This is a genomic window from Paucilactobacillus suebicus DSM 5007 = KCTC 3549, assembly GCF_001434475.1.
GTDB lineage: Bacteria > Bacillota > Bacilli > Lactobacillales > Lactobacillaceae > Paucilactobacillus > Paucilactobacillus suebicus.
Genome location: NZ_AZGF01000003.1, coordinates 15,202 through 34,415 on the forward strand (window position 1 = coordinate 15,202; position 19,214 = coordinate 34,415).

14 protein-coding genes and 2 pseudogenes are annotated in these 19,214 nt (G+C 35.4%); 11 read left to right on the top strand and 5 right to left on the bottom strand.

The window, feature by feature from the left end:
- Window positions 1-40: 40 nt before the first annotated feature.
- Window positions 41-1,447: pseudogene (gene sufB, locus FD16_RS01815) on the bottom strand (Fe-S cluster assembly protein SufB).
- A gap of 483 nt (window positions 1,448-1,930) precedes the next feature.
- Between sufB and FD16_RS01820 the strand changes: the two are divergent.
- Genes FD16_RS01820 through FD16_RS01830 form a run of 3 tightly spaced genes read left to right on the top strand, consistent with a single transcriptional unit; the run spans window position 1,931 to window position 4,814 of the window.
- Window positions 1,931-3,052 carry an acyl-CoA dehydrogenase family protein gene (locus FD16_RS01820; protein ID WP_010622123.1) on the top strand — a complete coding sequence of 374 codons (1,122 nt, stop codon included), beginning with the start codon at window positions 1,931-1,933 and terminating at the stop codon, window positions 3,050-3,052.
- An 11-nt stretch (window positions 3,053-3,063) separates the two neighbouring features.
- A complete protein-coding gene (locus tag FD16_RS01825) occupies window positions 3,064-3,840 on the top strand; it encodes an electron transfer flavoprotein subunit beta/FixA family protein (protein ID WP_010622122.1) in 777 nt (258 codons plus the stop codon).
- An 11-nt stretch (window positions 3,841-3,851) separates the two neighbouring features.
- Window positions 3,852-4,814, top strand: coding sequence for an electron transfer flavoprotein subunit alpha/FixB family protein (locus tag FD16_RS01830; RefSeq protein WP_010622121.1), 963 nt, complete (start codon window positions 3,852-3,854; stop codon window positions 4,812-4,814).
- Between the two features lie 68 nt (window positions 4,815-4,882).
- On the opposite strand, the pseudogene ilvD reads toward FD16_RS01830, so the two are convergent.
- Window positions 4,883-6,577: pseudogene (ilvD, locus tag FD16_RS01835) on the bottom strand (dihydroxy-acid dehydratase).
- A gap of 177 nt (window positions 6,578-6,754) precedes the next feature.
- Between ilvD and FD16_RS01840 the strand changes: the two are divergent.
- Window positions 6,755-7,096: a metal-sulfur cluster assembly factor gene (locus FD16_RS01840; RefSeq protein ID WP_010622120.1), complete on the top strand. Its 342-nt coding sequence runs from the start codon at window positions 6,755-6,757 to the stop codon at window positions 7,094-7,096.
- 45 nt (window positions 7,097-7,141) lie between these two features.
- On the top strand, window positions 7,142-7,504 hold the full coding sequence (locus FD16_RS01845) for a DUF488 domain-containing protein (protein ID WP_202813405.1): 363 nt from the start codon (window positions 7,142-7,144) through the stop codon (window positions 7,502-7,504).
- Between the two features lie 55 nt (window positions 7,505-7,559).
- On the opposite strand, the gene FD16_RS01850 is transcribed toward FD16_RS01845, so the two are convergent.
- From FD16_RS01850 to FD16_RS01860, 3 genes are read right to left on the bottom strand one after another with little or no spacing between them, the layout of a single operon-like run.
- Window positions 7,560-8,105 (bottom strand): hypothetical protein, encoded by a 546-nt coding sequence (locus FD16_RS01850; protein ID WP_010622118.1) that lies wholly within the window; start codon window positions 8,103-8,105, stop codon window positions 7,560-7,562.
- Window positions 8,106-8,153: 48 nt separating this feature from the next.
- Window positions 8,154-10,016, bottom strand: a complete 1,863-nt coding sequence (gene asnB, locus FD16_RS01855; RefSeq protein ID WP_010622117.1) for an asparagine synthase (glutamine-hydrolyzing) — start codon at window positions 10,014-10,016, stop codon at window positions 8,154-8,156.
- 18 nt (window positions 10,017-10,034) lie between these two features.
- Window positions 10,035-11,984 (bottom strand): hypothetical protein, encoded by a 1,950-nt coding sequence (locus FD16_RS01860; protein ID WP_010622116.1) that lies wholly within the window; start codon window positions 11,982-11,984, stop codon window positions 10,035-10,037.
- A 330-nt stretch (window positions 11,985-12,314) separates the two neighbouring features.
- Here FD16_RS01860 and FD16_RS01865 point away from each other — a divergent pair, with 330 nt between their 5' ends.
- The 6 genes from FD16_RS01865 (at window position 12,315) to FD16_RS01895 (ending at window position 19,122) form a co-directional block, all read left to right on the top strand.
- Window positions 12,315-13,013, top strand: a complete 699-nt coding sequence (locus FD16_RS01865; protein WP_010622115.1) for a response regulator transcription factor — start codon at window positions 12,315-12,317, stop codon at window positions 13,011-13,013.
- Window positions 13,014-13,318: 305 nt separating this feature from the next.
- Window positions 13,319-13,969 (top strand): VTT domain-containing protein, encoded by a 651-nt coding sequence (locus tag FD16_RS01870; RefSeq protein WP_010622114.1) that lies wholly within the window; start codon window positions 13,319-13,321, stop codon window positions 13,967-13,969.
- A gap of 142 nt (window positions 13,970-14,111) precedes the next feature.
- Window positions 14,112-14,777, top strand: a complete 666-nt coding sequence (locus FD16_RS01875; protein WP_010622113.1) for a phosphatase PAP2 family protein — start codon at window positions 14,112-14,114, stop codon at window positions 14,775-14,777.
- Between the two features lie 4 nt (window positions 14,778-14,781).
- Window positions 14,782-15,738 (top strand): glycosyltransferase family 2 protein, encoded by a 957-nt coding sequence (locus FD16_RS01880; protein ID WP_010622112.1) that lies wholly within the window; start codon window positions 14,782-14,784, stop codon window positions 15,736-15,738.
- On the top strand, window positions 15,728-17,260 hold the full coding sequence (locus FD16_RS01885; protein WP_056938518.1) for a hypothetical protein: 1,533 nt from the start codon (window positions 15,728-15,730) through the stop codon (window positions 17,258-17,260). Before FD16_RS01880 ends, FD16_RS01885 begins: the two co-directional genes overlap by 11 nt.
- Before the next feature lie 623 nt (window positions 17,261-17,883).
- The gene (locus FD16_RS01895) at window positions 17,884-19,122 is read left to right on the top strand and encodes an acyltransferase (RefSeq protein ID WP_010622111.1); all 1,239 of its coding nucleotides are present in this window, start codon (window positions 17,884-17,886) and stop codon (window positions 19,120-19,122) included.
- Window positions 19,123-19,214 lie beyond the last annotated feature (92 nt).

A 19,214-nucleotide genomic window follows, 5' to 3' on the forward strand; every position in this document is an offset into this window, starting at 1 on the left:
AAAGCATCCTTTCTGGATGCTTTTTTGGTTATAGTTTCGCTTAACCGATGCTACCTTCCATTTCGAAGCCAATTAATCTATTTAATTCAACTGCGTACTCCATGGGCAATTCTTTTGTGAAGGGTTCAATGAAGCTCATCACGATCATTTCAGTCGCTTTTGCCTCAGAAATACCACGGCTCATCAAATAATATAACTGTTCTTCTGAAATTTTTGAAACTTTAGCCTCGTGTTCCATGGCCACATCAGCGCACGAGATCTCGTTAAATGGAATTGTATCACTGGTAGACTGATCATCCATGATAATGGTGTCACATTCCACATGAGCAAATGATCCTTCTGAATGCTTGTTAAACCGAACTTTGCCACGGTAGTCTACTGCACCGCCATCTTTAGAAATCGATTTTGAGATTACTGACGATGAGGTGTTTTTAGCATTGTGAATCATCTGTCCACCAGTGTCCGAATCAATATTTCGGCCGGCGACGGCAATTGACAGCATGGTGCCACGAGCGCCCTCACCGTTTAAGTAAACAGATGGATATTTCATGGTCACTTTTGAACCTAAATTACCATCCACCCATTCCATCACAGCATTATCGAGTGCTTGGGCCCGTTTAGTCTCCAAACTGTAAACGTTGTTTGACCAATTTTGAATTGTCGTATACCGGCAATATGCGTTTGGCAACACGTTAACTTCCACAACTGCAGCGTGTAAATTATCTTGATTGTAGATTGAAGCACTACATCCCTCAACGTATTCAACGTGGGCACCTTCATCAACGATGATCAACGTTCTTTCAAACTGGCCTGATCCTTCGGTGTTCATGCGGTAGTACGATTGCAGTGGCATTGATAACGTGACACCTTTTGGAACATAGATAAATGTGCCACCTGACCAAACTGCCGCATTCAGTGCTGCAAACTTGTTATTAATAGGTTTAATAAGTTGACCAAACCATTTCTTAAATAATGCTGGATGTTCTTGTAATGCTGAATCGATGTCTGAAAATATTACACCTTGTTTGTCAAAGCTTTCTTTCATGTGGTGATAAACGACTTGTGATTCATACTGTACGGCCGACCCCATTAAGAATTCCCGTTATGCTTCCGGTATGCCAATCTTGTCAAAAGTATCTCTCACATCTGTTGGCACTTCATTCCAGCTATCATGGGTTTCATTAGTATATTTTTGATAATATTTCATATTTTTTAAATCTAACCCACTTAAATCAGGTCCAAATGAAGGAAACGGCATTTTTTCGTAAACATGAAATGCTTGTAATCTGTAATTTAACATCCATTCTGGTTCACTTTTATCCCGCGAGATTTGGCGGACAACGTCCTCTGTTAATCCTTCATTTGTCGAAAATATTGGATCCACATCATCGTGAAAACCAAATTCGTAGCCAGCATTGTTGGCTAAAATATCTTCTAGTTTATCCATAAACTCATTTCCTTACTATGTATTTATTTTGTTGTTCTATGTGGTGAAAATACAAAATCTACCCTCCTTAATCTAATTAAAACTAGATTATAAACCAATCCAGCAACATTACATAGTGTTAGAATAAATAATTTATATATTTTTGTATATAAAGATTAACGATGCTTTTGTTGCTGTGAAATGAAAAACACCTGTTCTAATAGACTGAGATCATCCACATGATTTTATATTTTAATTATGATACCTCACTAGTACACAATCTAAAAATTTCAACAAATATTTTTATAGAAGTAATCTAAAATTTTTTAAATATTTTAGAATTAAGCCTTCTAATTGCTGATATATTAACAATAATCTAAAACCTTAACTTTAGTAACATACATATTTGGGCAAAATATAGTGTAGATATTGACTTATATAAAATTGGAATATACAATGTCTGTGAGAGATTGTGAATTATATAACTATGAGGGGTGATAAAAGATGGAACAACAAAATATAATGGCTGCTGGAATGTTGCATAGGATGATTCGTGAATTTACTGACAATGAGTTAGCCCCACTGGATATGCAGATCGATGCACAAGGAGATTATCCAGATGGATTATTTGATAAGGTTGTCAATAACGGCTTGCTAGCAATCACACTTCCTAAGGATTACGGTGGTGCTGCTTTTGATTACGAGACTGCAGCTAAAGCACTTCATATCATGGCAATTGGGAATGCCAGTATGGCAGTCACACTGGAAGGTCACTTTAAGACGTTGGAACAAATTTTAAAGTACGGTGATCAACGATTAAAAGATGCTTATTTGCCAAGTGCTACTCATCGAATTTTCGCCTTTTCTCAGACAGAGTCATCTGGCGGTTCTAATCCTAAAGGAATTTCTACCCGTGCCACTCGTCAGGGAGATGACTGGATTATTACGGGTGATAAAATCATGATCACTAATGGCGGACTAGCCCAAGTATATTGCGTTTTAGCAAAAACCGATGATGATCAAATGGGCGTCTTTTTGGTTGACCAAGATATGCCCGGATTTTCTTTTGGTAAACGCGAAGACTTTATTGGTTTGCGTGGTACACCGGTTGGTGAAATTGTGATGGATCATATTAAGGTTCCTAGTTACCACCTGCTGGGCAAAGTTGGTCAAGGCCTGGAAATTGGCAACAATGCTCATGATGATGCACGAATTTTAATGGGTGCAGTTTTGACAGGTATTATGGAACACGAGTTGCAGATTGCGGTTGATTACAGTAAGCAACGTAAAGCATTAGATACCCCACTATATGAATTGCAATCAATTCAAGAAAAGATCGCAGAGATTGCCATTGCCCGTCAAAACACTGAATTACTCTACCAGCATGGTGCCCAATTGAAGCTTGCACATCAGTCATATGCTCAAGTGGCAGCGATGACTAAATCGTATGGTAGTCGTGCGGCTGTTCGTTCCGGCGATATGGCACTACAAGTGCTAGCGGGATATGGATACAGTCGTGAATATCCTATTGAGCACTTGATTCGCGATGCACGCGCAATGGAAATTGCCGAAGGTACTGTTGAGCGAATGAACGGTGAAATCACACTGAAGCAGATTAATCGTTAGGAGTGAGTCGGATGAAAATTGTTGTATGTATCAAGCAAGTACCAAAAAGTGATTCGGTAAAAATTGATCCCAAGACCAATAATATGATTCGAGATAACGTTGAAGGTGTAATTAACCCATTTGATAAAAATGCAATTGAAGCTGCCTTGACGATTAGAGACCAACTTGGTGGTGAAGTAATCATTCTAAGTATGGGTCCTGATAGTTATATGAGTTCCTTGCGTGATGGCCTTGCAATGGGAGCTGATCGAGCCGTCTTGTTGAGTTCCCGTGCGTTTGGTGGCGCAGATACTCTCGCAACCGGCTATACAATCAGTCAGGCACTGAAAAAAATTGGTGATGTTGATTTAGTTTTGTTTGGTCGCCAGTCTGTGGACGCGGATACCGGTCAAGTTGGGCCAATCGTGGCACAATATCTTGATGTTCCTCAAATTACCTTTGTTGAACAGTTGCGGATGATTGACCAGCATACTTTGATTGGTCAACGATTATTAGATGGTTCAACCCAACAAGTCCAGGTGACATTACCGGCAGTTGTAACTGTCCGTGCCGAACTAAATACACCACGATATGAGACGCCAGTTAATATTCAGTCCAGTTTTGAAAAAAATGTTGATGTATGGGACGAACATGACATTGATTTAGACAAGAGTCGCATTGGCCAAGCTGGTTCTCCGACGGTTGTCAAAAGAGTTTTTGCGCCTGACAAAAAAGGACGGCAGACAAAGACTTTGAATGGTAATGCCAAAAAAGCGGTGCAAGAATTGCTGGGACAGATTAACAATTAAGGGGTGATAACATGACACAAACAGAAATTTGGGTATACGTTCAGACCAATCAAACATCAGTTGAACCAACCAGCCTTCAGTTAATTACCAAGGCTAAAGAAATTGCAGTTAATCAACGGGTAGTCGCAGTGATGCCAACTGTTGTTTCTGAAAAACTAATTAATGAAGTCCAGGAGTATGGTCCTGATAAAATTATTACCCTTGAAGATGATCGGTTTAAAACAGCTACTGACACTGAAATTGCTGATGTATTGTATCAAGTAGTTAGTACCAGAAAACCGAATAGTCTTTTAATTCCTGCAACAGTGATTGGTAGATCAGTTGCACCACGCCTACAAGCAATGTTACAAACTGGATTAACGGCTGACTGTCTAGACGTTTATTTTGATGGTGATACGCTAGTTCAAGTAAAGCCCACGTATGGTGATGACATTATGTGCGAAATTACATGCCCTGATCATCAACCACAAATGGCGACTGTCCGCCCTAACGTTTTCAAAGCAGTTAAACAAAATAATGACACGACAATTGAGAAAGCTGATTTTGAATTTCATCCTGAAACTCAAGTGAAGGCAAGTACACCTCAGTCAATTATTAGCAGTGCCGCCAACATTGGGGATGCTAATGTGGTCGTTGCTCTCGGCCGTGGAGCTAGTAGTCCAGCCATCATTGAAAAAGCCCGTAAACTAGCGGCTAAGCTTGGTGGCATGGTTGGCGTGTCTCGACCATTAACTGACAGTGATGAATTTGGTCACGAAAGCCAAATTGGTCAAAGTGGCCAGTCAATTGCGCCTGACCTGCTGATTAATTTTGGCATTTCAGGAGCTGTACAGTACCTGGTCGGTATTGAGAATGCTAAGACAATCGTTTCAGTCAATACTGATCCAGATGCTCCAATTTTGGCAGCATCTGATTACGCATTTGTCGGAGATGCAAATGATTTTATGGATAATTTACTGGAACAAGTAAGATAAAAATACTAAAAAATAGACGCATTACCTTAGATTTGAGGTAATGCGTCTATTAGTATGCAGTATAAAAATTAATCTTTTTTCCAAAAGTCCGTTGTGGCACCTTCAGATGAACTTGATACAAGGTGTGCATACTTACCTAATACACCACGCGAATACAATGGTGGAATTTTGGTTTCTTTGCGTCGTTTGGCCATTTCTTCGTCTGATACTTTCATGGTGATTTCACGAGTATCTTGATCGATCACGACAGTATCTCCGGTGTGAAGGTAGGCAATTGGACCAGCGTCCTGTGCTTCTGGTGCAATATGGCCAACCACGAATCCGTGTGAACCACCAGAGAAACGTCCATCCGTCAGTAGAGCAACGGTTTCACCCTGCCCTTTACCAACCAAAATACCAGAAAGCGACAACATTTCCGGCATGCCAGGGCCGCCTTTCGGGCCAACAAATCTAACGACAACAACATCGCCATCTACAATTTCATCAGCCATAGCGGCATCAATCGCATCTTCTTCGTTATCAAAAACCTTGGCTGGACCTTCATGGCGTCGCGCCTTCAGACCGGCTACCTTAATTACGGCACCATCGGGAGCAAGATTACCGTGAAGAATAATTAATGGACCATCTTTTCGCTTAGGATGTTCAAGTGGCATAATGACTTTCTGACCTTCTTTAAGCGATGGAGCATCTTTTAAATTCTCGGCCAGTGTTTTACCAGTTACAGTCATGCAATCACCATGTAGGTAACCATTTTCGTATAGATATTTCATGACGGCTTGAACACCACCAACACTGTATAAATCACGGAATACGTACTTACCGCTTGGCTTTAAATCAGCTAAATGAGGGACTTTTTTCTGGAATGTATTGAAGTCGTCAATTGTTAACTCCACGTTTGCGGCATGGGCAATTGCCAACAGATGAAGAACAGCATTAGTTGATCCACCCAATGCCATGACCACCGTAATTGCATTTTCAAATGCATCACGCGTCATGATGTCCTTTGGATAAATTCCCTTTTTTAGGAGGTTGATAACAGCCTCTCCGGCCTATTCAACATCTTTTTTCTTTTCTTCAGTCGTGGCTGGATGAGATGCTGATCCTGGTAGACTCATCCCCATGGCCTCAATTGCTGAAGCCATAGTGTTGGCTGTGTACATACCACCGCAACCACCGGGTCCTGGGCATGCATTACACTCAATGCGGTTAACTTCTTCTGATGAAATATCACCATGATTCCATTGACCAACGGCTTCAAAAATTGAAATTAAATCAATATCTTTTCCATCTAAATTGCCGGGATCAATGGTGCCACCGTAGACAAAAATAGCCGGAATTTCAGTGTTAGCAATCGCAATCATTGATCCAGGCATGTTTTTGTCGCAACCGCCGACTGCCACAAATGCATCGCAATTATGACCACTCATCGCTGCTTCAACTGAATCGGCGATAATATCGCGAGATGGTAACGAGAAACTCATCCCTCTGGTTCCCATTGAAACCCCATCTGAAACAGTGATCGTGCCAAATTGGACCGGCCAACCACCTGCGGTAATTACCCCCTTCTTTGCTAATTTACCTAAACCTTCTAGATGCATATTACAGGGAGTATTTTCTGCCCATGTACTAATAACACCAACGATCGGTTTCTTAAAGTCTTCGTCTTTCATACCGGTGGCGCGTAATAAGGCACGGTTGGGTGCTTTAACCATTCCATCATAGACGTGACTGCGAATCCGAAGGTCTTTTTCTTCATTCGCCATATGTATTTCTCCTTCCGAAACCACAAACTAACTACCTTGTTGGTTTCTAATCGTATTTTAACATAGAAAGCTTTGTATATAGATGGATTATAAGTAAATTAAATAAAAAACTTGAAAGTTAAAGCATTTAATGTAAAAATACAACTACTTTAGTAATTTTTGAAGGAGGTCAAAACAATGCGTGATGACATTAAGATCAATGATAAAGCGGAGCCTATTGAAGAATCATTACTAGATGTGTTAGAAACAGTTATGGATCCAGAAATAGAATTAGATATTTATAATTTAGGATTGATTTATGAGATTAACTTAGAAAATAATGGCAATTTACATATTATTATGACTTTTACCGGAATGGATTGTACCTGCATCGGATCAGTATCCAATGATTTGAAAACCAAACTACCAAAATTAAATGAAATTAACGATGTTTCTGTAGATATTGTTTGGTCGCCTGCTTGGAACATGACCAGAATTAGTAGAATTGGTCGTATGACATTGGGAATCAGCCCTCGCTGATGTTACAATAAATACATATTTTAAATTCATTTATTAGGAGAAGTGATAGTTTTGATGCTGAATCTTGCAAGAATTTATGATGAAAATCAGCCTGATGGTTACAGGGTACTTGTTGATAGAATTTGGCCACGAGGGATGAGTAAAGTTCGCGCTAAACTAGATCTTTGGGAGAAGAATGTGGCCCCATCAACGGAACTACGCAAATGGTTCGGTCATGATCCTCAAAAGTTTGCTGAATTTAAAGAACGCTATACTGCAGAATTAAATGCAAGTGGTGCTGCATCGGCATTATTTGATAAAATTAAAGATCAGCCCAATGTATTACTGCTGTACGCGGCAAAAGATGTAGAAAATAATAATGCGGTTGTACTACAAGAAATATTGAACGGAATGAATAAAAATAAGTAAAGCTACAATACAGTGTGGACCTGTAAGGAGCTTTACTTTTCTTTTGACTAATATTTTATCCAAACATAGTTTTTATATTTTTATTTTTAACATTATTGTCCAAACGACAAACTATACCAAGAAATAAATCGTCGTTTTTTAAAAAGTCGATAATCTGAGTTGCTACAGTAGATTGCAATAGTTTAATTTCTTCGAAAGCTTTTTTCTGCGAAATAATATTACACATAATACCCTCACTATTGTCAGTGGGGATTTTTTCCTGTGCGTCCAATTTACTGGAATCTCTAATAACATAAATAACGCCATATTTATCAGTACAAAGATAATAATATTTCTTTTTTTTGTTATCAAAAATCGTATCCGTTGAATTCATTCTCTTGAAATCTGTATTGAGTATACGTCGTACTTCTTTCAATTTATTTTGTAACGATGTGTACTCACCACAGGTTTCACATTTAGATGTATCTGAGCCAATTATGTGATCGCTATGGTTAATGTCATGGTCATTATTGAGGTCTATACTTTGTGCTAACATCAACCCTCGATAGTGCTTTAACTCAAATTTCATTTCATTATTGTTGTCATTTTTTAAAAAATTCAATTTATCAGACTCCTATCCAAAATAATTGAATTGGTTACTCATTTCTTGTTATTTAAAACTGGTTAGATCATGGCTTGAATATATGCCATACCAAGTTAAAAAGGCTAGTATGGTCCAAATTTTCCTCGAATTATCTTTGGTTCCATCACGGTGATCATTTAATAATTTTAGTACATAATCTTTGTTAATTATGTCATCAGCCGATGAATGCTTAATAATTTTTCTGGCCCATTCGTAAAGATCATCTTTTAACCAATCATTGAGCGGAACTGTGAAATTTAGCTTCTGGTGATTAACCACTTCGTCAGGTAGAAAAAACTTTGCCGCTTCTCTTAAAGCTATCTTTGTCTGCCCATGATTTACTTTTAATTTTGTGGGAATTGTTTTCGATAATTCGTATATTCTCCTATCGACAAACGGTGTTCTTAATTCAAGTCCAAAAGCCATCGACGTACGATCAGCATTTAACAATAAATTATCTGGCAACCAGTAATGTAAATCGATATCTTGCATTCTTGAAATTGGATCAGAACCGATTGATCTTTGATATTCACTGTTAACAGCTTGAAAGAATGGCCTTGAAAGATTGTAGTGGTTCATTAATTGTTGCTTTTCATCTTCTTTAAATATTTTGGTACCCACAAACCTTTCTTCTAAGGGAGTTGTACCACGTAGTAAAAAGTTTTTGAATCGTGAGCCGTCGGTATCATTACTTAATGATTCCTTTATGGAATTTTTTAAGGATTTGGGCAATAATTTAAACCATTTAAGTGACTTTGGCTCAGTGTAAATTCTATAACCACCGAACATTTCGTTGGCGCCCTCTCCTGACATTATAACTTTGCAATAATTGCTACTAAGTTTTGCCAAAAAATATTGAGTAAACGCAGCAGGATCCGCCAGTGGATCGTCTATATAGTAAATAAAATTAGAAAACTCTTTCATAAAATCATCAGGTGTGATAATTAAACTTTCGTTATCAACTTGTAATGCGTTAGCCGTTTGTTTTACTAAATCCAGTTTGTTATACCCCTTTCTATCGAATCCAACAGAAAATGTTTTAATTTTTGGGTTAATTTCTCTAGCTATTGCCACAATAATTGAAGAGTCGATTTCTCCGGATAGAAAAGCACCTATTGGAACGTCTGATCTCATATGTTTTTCTACTGAATCCTGTAGGGTCTCTATAATCGACTGTATTAAATTATTTTTATTGATTTTATTATTTGGGACAATCTTCGCATCAAAGTATTGTTGAATATGCATCCGTCCATAAAAAGTTTTAGTAAAGCTATGGCCTGGCAATAGTTCAATAATATTGTTGCTTAATGTGGATTCGCCCGGAATATACTGATACGTAAAGTAATCCTGTAGCGCATTCATATTGATATCATCGTTCTTAATATTCTTCATCAATGATTTTTTTTCTGATGAAAAATATATTTTTTTATTCGTTTCAAATAAAAATAATGGTTTAATGCCAAAGTGATCTCTTGCACCAAAAACCTCATGAGTCTTGGTGTCCCAAATTACAAACGAGAACATACCTCTCAAATGGGTTACAACAGCACTACCATATTTTTTATAGCCGGCAAGCAAAATCTCAGTATCTGAGTGAGTTTTAAATTCGTAATTTTCTCTTTCAAGTGATTTCCTTAAATCTATATAATTGTATATCTCTCCGTTAAAGACAATCCAGTAACGATCATTATCGTAAGATAGTGGTTGTTTACCTTGATCAAGGTCAATAACACTCAGTCTTCTGTATCCGACACTAATATCATTGTTTTGATAATAAATTTCATCATCTAGCCCTCGGTGTTCAGTTTGTTTACACATCAATCTAATCTCACGCATATCAATACTTTTTTCACCATTACCATTATGAATTACACCAACAAAGCCACCCATTTAAATAACCCTCCATTATTAAATCTTATGTTCATCGGAAGTAGCAACACTTTTAACGTAATACCTCAAGTAAGTGTCATTCATATTTTTTACGTGAAACTCACCTACCGGGTAACTTGATTGAACACCGCCTAATTTTAGATCTCTATTACTTAAGTTTTTAACGCTGACATTTAAAACGCCCGCTTTTTGAGATGCGTAGGAAATATTATTGATACTCGTTGAACTACCTATTTCCTTTTTTATAATTTTACCGTCATGTTTAATAACAACCTTAACCGGAACCTGTATGTGACCACTAACTAATTCGATATTGGAACTATTTGAGTGAGTAACAATATTAGATGAAATCGTCTGGTTAGGCTTAATATCAATCATTTCGTTATCAAAATAACGTCCATCGCCCTGTTCAGCAACAAGTAAATCTTTTTTAACAACATTAGAATTTTTAAATTCATTACCAAACGTACTCAGTAGCGCTAAGGTGACAATGCCTGAAAAGAAAATTTTCTTTTTAATTACCAATCGACTGAATACTTCAGAATTACTAAAGCTTGAAACGCTCCATAACATTAATATTGGAAGTAGCGGAACTGCATATCTTGGTTCCACTTCCCAAAAAATAATGTGAAAACTACTCAAACCAAGTGCAATCAAAATTGCTAAGCCATTGTTATCTTGATTACGGGTGCTTAAGAAACTGAAAGCTGAACTTATAAATAAAAATACTAGAAAAATTTGAGAGATTAGAGATATCCAAGAATTAACTATGTCTTGATTGTATAGATACCAACTTGGTTCTTTTTCCCACTGTGTAGTTAATTTCAAACTGTCAAATGTACCAGATGAAGTAAACACAAAGCTCTTTTTCAAAAGGTGTTGCGCTAAGCCAATAAATCCCATATTTTTAATTCGATCTTTAATAATTTTTTTCTCGGAAGTTTCTTTTCGTGTTTTTGTTTGTAAACTCATTTGATAGTGTGCATCCTGATAATCATATTCGCCGTTTGTGTTTGGATTTAATGACATTGCAATCCAGCTGGTTGCTGGTAGTTCTTCATTTGGTCTAGCCTGATAATCGTAAACATGATTTTCTAATTGAAATGTGCCAATTCCAATGAAAATACAAACTATGCTAATTATCACGGATGTTAGTAGATTTTTACTTGACCACTGCTTTTTTATTAGCTTTGTTACTATCATAATTCCAACGGCAATCAGCAAGACGATCATATTTGGTTTAATGAGTGTGCTGAAAATATCCAGCAAAACCATAACAGCAAAAGAAGCGTATTTTTTATATCCAACATTTGTATCAAAATATATCCACAAAGCGAAGGTTATGATTGGAACAGGTATTACAAATGCATCTGAATAGACAAATAGTCCGTATGCATATAAAGGAACACTAAATAGCCAAAATATTGCGAATATAATTTTTAAAGTGTCCATTTTCCAGTAATGGAAAATCTTTATCCCTGCTAATAGTGCCATGTCAATCCAGACGAATTGAATGATATTAACAGATTGCCAAACGTAGTTAACGGAGAATATTCGAACAAATTTGAGTATATATACTAATAAATAAACATAGTTTACATTGTTTTTATAGACATAAAAATAATTGGCCCACTTAGTTGTCCCTTTAACTAGTGCCATTGCTTGATTTCTGACAAAAAAAGAATCAGCCCTACCGTAATCCACAAAATTAAAAGAAAACCATAGTTGCGTTAAAAAAATTAACAACAAAACTACTGCTAACACAATCTTTTTAATTCTGGTGTTCATTCTGTTTATCAATACATACATTATTCTTGTAACTAGTATTAGGGTTATTGCACCAAACATTATCCAGAATGGGCTAACCAAGAAGGAACTTTGATTAGTTAACATGGAATAAAAAGATGCCATCAACGAAATTGAAAAGAATATTAAAACACCAACGATTTTGATTTTTGATAGATTCACATTTTCACCTGTTATAATTTATTTTAATTTAGTAATTAATCACCCCGTATTTCACTTTCACGAGTAAGCATAGTCGAACAAAAATACTTAAAAAAGACCATAAAAATAAAATTAAAATGAGATTTTCACACTAAACTAAAAAGTACTATGATAATTTCACAGCGTCGATAAAAATTTACTTAATTTATGAGATAGTCATTGAATAAAAAAATTTGTGGTAGTATGTTTACTCGCGGATCGTGTTGAACTTTTTGCCTATGTAACATATCAGTCTTGTCTTTCATTCAACACGATCTTTTCTCGTACATACCTATAATTGGAGGTTATAAAGTGAATAAAACAGTCTTATTAGTCGAAGATGAAATTGGATTAATTGATTCTCTTAAAACCGAATTTGAGTTTGAAAATTATAACGTTTTAACATCTGCAAACGGAATCGATGCGGTTGATTTATTTTTAAAAGAACGAGATAAAATTGATTTAATTTTACTCGACTGGATGTTGCCTAAATTAGATGGTCTGGGTGTCTTAAGAAGAATTAAAAAGGATGGAGATGTACCAATCATTATGTTAACCGCTCGTGATTATACTGGTGATAAAGTTGCCGGTCTTCTTGAGGGGGCTGATGATTACGTAACCAAGCCTTTTGATACTGAAGAATTATTAGCACGAATGGAGGTTGTTCTTCGACGCCCAAGTTCAAACCATTTACAGGGTAACGATGGTGTTTACAGGTTGGATGACTTAATTGTTGATAATGATAAACATCAGGTAATTAGAGGTTCTCACAATATTCAACTAACACAGCGTGAATTCAACCTTTTATTAGAGTTAATTAAGCATTCCGGAAAAACGTTTACTCGTGATGAATTAATAAATTCAGTATGGGGAGTTGATTTTGACGGGTTACCAACCGTCGTTGATGTATATATTCGATACTTGAGAAATAAAATTGATAGAATACCAGGAGAAAACAAATTGATTCACACTACTCGAGGCGTTGGTTATTCTTTATCCTTAAACAGATAAAAAAGCTGACTAACATTATTTTTTATAATTTCACAACTATATAATATTTGTAGCAATGTGCCCTATGACTGTTTATTTACATGAAAAAAGTTCTTCATAATCTATGAAGAACTTTTTTTGTTTATTGAAATTTCACATATAACTGTATTCATATATATAGCTTCCGGTTGTCATGAAAGAATAAATGAGATTTTATCATCTGACTATTATTTTAACGATCTTTTTTAACTTCAATTGTTCTAATAATATGAATACCGAGATACGGGTCTCACAAAGTAAAAAAAGAGATAAAGAGAGGTAGTTAAATGATAACGTCGTTAATGACATCAATTTTAAATATTAGTCACTTGTTACCTCAAGTGATTGCACAGTTCGGCTGGTTAACCTATATTGGATTATTTGGGATAATTTTCATTGAGACAGGTTTAGTTCTTTTCCCTTTTCTTCCAGGAGATTCAATTTTATTTTTGTGTGGTTCAATTGCAGCTTTATCAAATCATCCACTTAATCACATAATTCTAATCATTGTATTGTCAATTGCAGCAATTTTAGGTGACTTCGTTAATTTCGAAATTGGTCAGCATTTGGGTAAACATTTAACCGGTTCTAATAAATGGAGTAAATGGATAAAGCCAAAATATGTGAAAGATGCTCAGTCCTTTTTCAATAGACATGGTTCATCCGCCATTTTTTTAGGAAGATTCGTTCCAATTATCCGAACCTTTATCCCCTTTACTGCTGGTGCCAGCAAAATGCAATATAGAAAATTTGCTATTTTTAATATTTTAGGTGCGTTTTCATGGGTTGCCGTGGCCGTACTTGCTGGTTTCCTTTTTGGAAATGTTTCAATTGTCAAGGCTCACTTTGAGCTAATTATGGTGGCAATTATTATAATTTCACTGGCACCTGCCGTCTTGATGAGTGTAATTCAAAATAAGAGAAATGTTGGATTGTAAATTTACAATCCTTAAGATTTATCGTTTATGTTGTTAATTATTTCGATATCTGAAATAATTGTAATGGGTTTCAAATTAAGAATAATATTATACGATTAATATAAAATGAATAAAATAATTTATTTGAAAGGAATTAATTATAATGCATAAACATAGTATGTGGTTAGTTACTGGTATTGTATCAACCATTTTGTTTATTTTTATCGTATTTGGAGTAATCACTAAAAACAACGTTATAACAAATTTTGATTTTGTTTGTCAGGCTGCAGTTGGATCAATGGTAAATCCAAATGCTACACGAATCATGTCTGTTGTTGCATTTTTTGGAAGCCCTACTGTGAACATTGTACTAACGATATTAATAGCCATCGTCCTTTGGATCATAAAAGACAAAATAATTGCTTTATGGATTATGTGTACCCAACTTGGAGGAAGTGCTTTAGCATTTATCATTAAAGAGTTAGTTCACCGACACAGACCAGGTATGCAAATAATAAAAGATAGTGGTTTCAGTTTTCCAAGTGGACATACTTTTAATACTGCAATCTTAGTGTTGATTGTTATGTTTATTATCGTACCAAAGATTCAGGGGCAAGAATATGAGCTTGTTGTAAATCTGCTCTCAATTATATGGCTATTTGCGGTGGCATTCTCGAGAGTTTATTTAAGAGCTCATTGGCCTTCTGATGTTGTCGGTAGTATCGCTTTAGCTTTAGCTTGGTGGGAAATTGCACGTATTCTATATTTCAAATTCTCTCCTCTTTTAGAAAAATACTTAAAAATAGATAATTCGAAAGGTAGAAATTAGTGACATGGATAAACTTACAATTGTTGTGCCAGCCTATAATGAGGAAGAGGTTCTACCTGATTCTGTTCGAACACTTTTGAGTGTTGAAGACAAATTAATTAGCTCTCAAATGTTCGATTCATCGTCAGACATTTTAATTGTCGATGATGGATCGACAGATGATACATGGAATATTATTAATGAAGAAAATGAAAGAAACAAAAGAATTACTGGTATTAAATTTAGTCGAAACTTTGGTCACCAAAATGCTTTGATCGCTGGAATGACGGAGGCCATTAAGACTGCAGATATAGTGGTTACAATCGATGCGGATCTACAGGATGATCCTAACGCTATTGAGAAAATGACCAGAGAATTTTTAAATGGTTCTGATATTGTATATGGAGTTCGAAATGATCGCCACACGGATACCTGGTTCAAACGAACCTCTGCTGGAGCTTTTTACAGAATATTAAATGTATTGGGAGTTCACTTGATTAGAAATCATGCTGACTTTCGGCTGATGTCAAAACGTGCAGTGGAAGTGCTTCTTGAGTATAAGGAACGAAACCTATTCATCCGTGGCATGATCCCATTAATTGGTTTTCAGAGTTCAAAGGTTTACTACAAGCGATCACCTCGAATGGCTGGTGAATCAAAGTATCCGCTTAGAAAAATGTTATCATTTGCGTGGGACGGACTGACGTCCTTTTCGATTGCCCCAGTTAGGGCAATCCTTATGTTGGGAATATTGTCCAGTCTATTAGGAGTTGCCGCCTTCTTCTATTCAATACTCACTAAGTGGTTTGGATTTACGGTTCATGGATGGTCTTCACTGATGATTTCAATTTGGGTTCTCGGTGGTCTGCAAATGGTAAGTTTAGGAGTAATTGGTGAATACATTGGTAAAGTAACCACGGAAGTTAAACAAAGACCAAGGTTCACAATCGAAAAGAAAATAGGTTTGCAATATGAAAAATAAAAAATTTTCGTTGCTAACCATTTTTCCGATAATTTTAGTAATCGCACTTTCGATTGGCATTGTTGCAAATCTTTTTGATTCAGCAAATCCTAATTCAATTTCGATAGTCCTGTTTATTAGCTTAATAATGCTACTAACATGGTTTTTTACAAAAGATAAATCTTTTCTAACCGAAAACAGTATCAGAATAATAACTTACAGTACTATTTTATTGATTTTATTGATACAAATTATCGTAATTGCTTATTTCAAAGCCTCAGTTTATCATGACCCATTTAGAGTATTTTCCCAGGCAGAATTGTTGAGTCGAAATAGTTTTGACTGGTCTCGTTTCACATACTTTTATCGATATCCAAACAACGTTAGCCTAGCTTTCTTAATGTCTTTATGGCTAAGAGTATCTAATATTTTCTCAATTTCCACCAATATATCGTTGAACATATTGTCTATTATTTTAATCGACAGTTTTATATTGATGATGCTAAAGACCGTCAGGAAAAAATCAAAAAATGATGCACTCTTTATTTTTTTGACCTTATTTTTCCTAATTGGCCCATTTTCCTACTCATACTATTTACAAGTCTTTTATTCAGATTTACCTTCTATGTATATACTGCTACTAACTTTTATTGTTTTAGACAACTGGAACACTTTAAATAAAATAAGACGGTATTTATACGGAATATTATTGTTTTTTGCAATATTGATTGGACAATTAATCAAACCAAATTTGGTTGTTTTCGTTGTGGCCATCGCCATTGTTTTATTATTTGAGTTTAAAAATAACAAAACGTTAACACGACAAATTATGATTCCTCTATCTATAATATGTATTGGTATCTTTGCGGCCTTTCCAGTTGGATCCGAAATTAAGACAATTACTCACTTTTCTAATAATGCAAGATATGAAATGCCATCTTCTAACTGGATTTGGATGAGTTACAAACCGACCGGCCATGGAACGTACAATGGTGCTGATATTAAAAAGATGAATTCCCTACCAGATGAAAAAGCTAGGCAAAAATATTTTGCGCCACATTTAATTGAAAGAATAAAAAAGCTAGGATTTAGTGGAGTTATTAAGTTATGGGTTGTTAAGGCCGGTATTCTTCTAGATACTCGGACTATTCCAAAATCTTACACTGGCGGCTTTATAGAAGTGCCTCACATTTATGCCAAATTTCAAGATTTTGTAAGTATATTGGAATCGATGTTTTATAGAGCCAGTTTTGTTTTCATTTACATGATAAGCATCATGACATTGTTGACTTCATTAAAAACCAAAGAATATCTTAATAGCCCAATCAATATACTAGCGATTGTACTTGCAGTGGGCTATATTGCATTTCATACACTGGTTTGGGAAACTGAAAGTCGTTACGGCCAAGTTTTATTTCCAATTCTAATTTTTATGGATACTCACCTATCCTTGTCCCAGACAATTAAGATTATGAATAAAAATGTAATAGTGATGTGGAGCACGTGCGGATTGATTATAGTCAGTTTGTTTAGCTTTTTTTAAACCCCTGGGCGTAAGCATCCCAGTGTTTTTAGTAAAACGTCAACTGTTGTTGCAACACAGAGCAGCGAACTATCAACGCAATACAAGCCGAAACTCAATAAATTAAGTAAAGGTAGTGTTGCATCGCAAAAAGTTAAACTAAATCAGAGAACTAATAGTTTCTCTTTATTCATGCCACATAAAAACAATATTAACGCATATCTTCTTGATACTAAATCAAGTAAAACTTACAAATTCAAATATTCTGATCACAGACTTAGAGTTAAGGCAGATCTTAGGGCTGGAATTTATAAGGTGGTTGTTACCAGTCCAGTAAAAACCAATAATAAGTTTGAGATTACAACAACTAAAAAATACAAATTAGCAAATTACCCACTAAGTATAAATGGAAAATCTAATCCTTATCAATCGTTCATTTATGTGGCTAGTTATAATAAATAGTGTTAATTTCTACACGAAAGGACTATCTAGTCTAATTAGATAGTTCTTTTTTCGTGAAAAAATTTAAGATTAAGAACATGTAAATCATAAAAACAATTCTTTTTTTGCATGGAAGAATCACAATATAATCTTATCCATTGACTATTCTACTAGAATACTAAATGTATGGAGGTAATTATGCCTTGGAACAACAGTCACTCAAAAAGCCTGCTTATCTTTATGAAATTGACTTCATGCGTCTTTTCTTTATCTTAGGTGTGCTTTTCAATCATGTTATCAATCAGTTTACGGCCAATATGGTCTCAGATCCCACTAATACCGAGTATAAATTACTTTCTGTGAGTTTGATAGTTCATTTCACACGAATGGGTTTCATGTTCATGACCGGTGTTGTACTGACTCTCAACTATTATCATCGTCATGATTGGTTAACATTTTATCGAAAAAGATTTAATGGTAGCATATGGCCTTATTTAATCTGGAACGCCCTATTATTGGTAGTTACAATTATTGTTGGTGAAACTACACAGAACACTAAATCCATATTTAGTTGGTCTGGATTTGGCCAACAATTTGTAAATATTATACTTCACGGCAGTAATTTTTATATGTATTATATGCTAATCATTATGCAACTATATTTAATCTTTCCAGCATTAATGTGGTTATTTCACCATTGGTCAACATATCATAAAAGAATTTTAATCATCAGTTTTTTTATTCAACTTGTTGAGCTAATAATAGCAAAATATGTTTTGCCACATGTAGATACATCTAACTGGATTTATTGGATCAAAAATTATGACATAAATGTATTTTCGTATCAGTTTTATTTCATCTTTGGCACTTTCACGATACTTCATTATCACGAAATAACAGATTGGATTAGCAAACGAATTAAATTTTTGCTACCCACAACCATACTTGCAGCAATCGGTACAGTTGTGTATTTTTGCTGGTATGACAGGATTGTACTTGGTTTAACTGAAGGTAGGTCAGTATCTCCTCATCAGCCTTATACATTAATTTATGCCATTTTAGTGATTGTCATCATTTTATGGGTTGGACAACACTATGCTATGTGGTATAAAAACGGGATGCCTAAATGGCTTTCGTCTGTTGTAAAAAATGGTGCAAGAGTCAGTTTCGGCATGTATCTAGACCAGACAATTGGTCTGCTGATATTGGATGAAACTTTACAGCATATACATGTATCAAATACTACAATGCTTTTTTTAATTCCGTTAGGATACGCATTTGTCGTTGCAATATCATTTGGTATTGCTTGGTTTTGTTATAAAGTACGTCCATTTGGCTTTTTAATTGGACGGCCAAATTGGCATCCATTTAAGCGAGCTAAAAAAAGCAAGTCCTCCATTAAAACAACTGCAAAAATTGGCTATGACATAAATACACGTTAATAAGTCTGGTATATATGGGCAATACAATACTTATAAATGGTATTGTGTTGTCTTTTTTTATATCAATAATTTTGTTCAAAGCGTTGGTATTG

Bases quoted from the DNA above. Each gene is read 5' to 3' on its own strand.
- FD16_RS01820 (WP_010622123.1), top strand. From the start codon at position 1,931: ATGGAACAACAAAATATAATGGCTGCTGGAATGTTGCATAGGATGATT.
- FD16_RS01825 (WP_010622122.1), top strand. From the start codon at position 3,064: ATGAAAATTGTTGTATGTATCAAGCAAGTACCAAAAAGTGATTCGGTA.
- FD16_RS01830 (WP_010622121.1), top strand. From the start codon at position 3,852: ATGACACAAACAGAAATTTGGGTATACGTTCAGACCAATCAAACATCA.
- FD16_RS01840 (WP_010622120.1), top strand. From the start codon at position 6,755: ATGCGTGATGACATTAAGATCAATGATAAAGCGGAGCCTATTGAAGAA.
- asnB (WP_010622117.1), bottom strand. From the start codon at position 10,016: ATGGGTGGCTTTGTTGGTGTAATTCATAATGGTAATGGTGAAAAAAGT.
- FD16_RS01870 (WP_010622114.1), top strand. From the start codon at position 13,319: ATGATAACGTCGTTAATGACATCAATTTTAAATATTAGTCACTTGTTA.
- FD16_RS01875 (WP_010622113.1), top strand. From the start codon at position 14,112: ATGCATAAACATAGTATGTGGTTAGTTACTGGTATTGTATCAACCATT.
- FD16_RS01880 (WP_010622112.1), top strand. From the start codon at position 14,782: ATGGATAAACTTACAATTGTTGTGCCAGCCTATAATGAGGAAGAGGTT.
- FD16_RS01885 (WP_056938518.1), top strand. From the start codon at position 15,728: ATGAAAAATAAAAAATTTTCGTTGCTAACCATTTTTCCGATAATTTTA.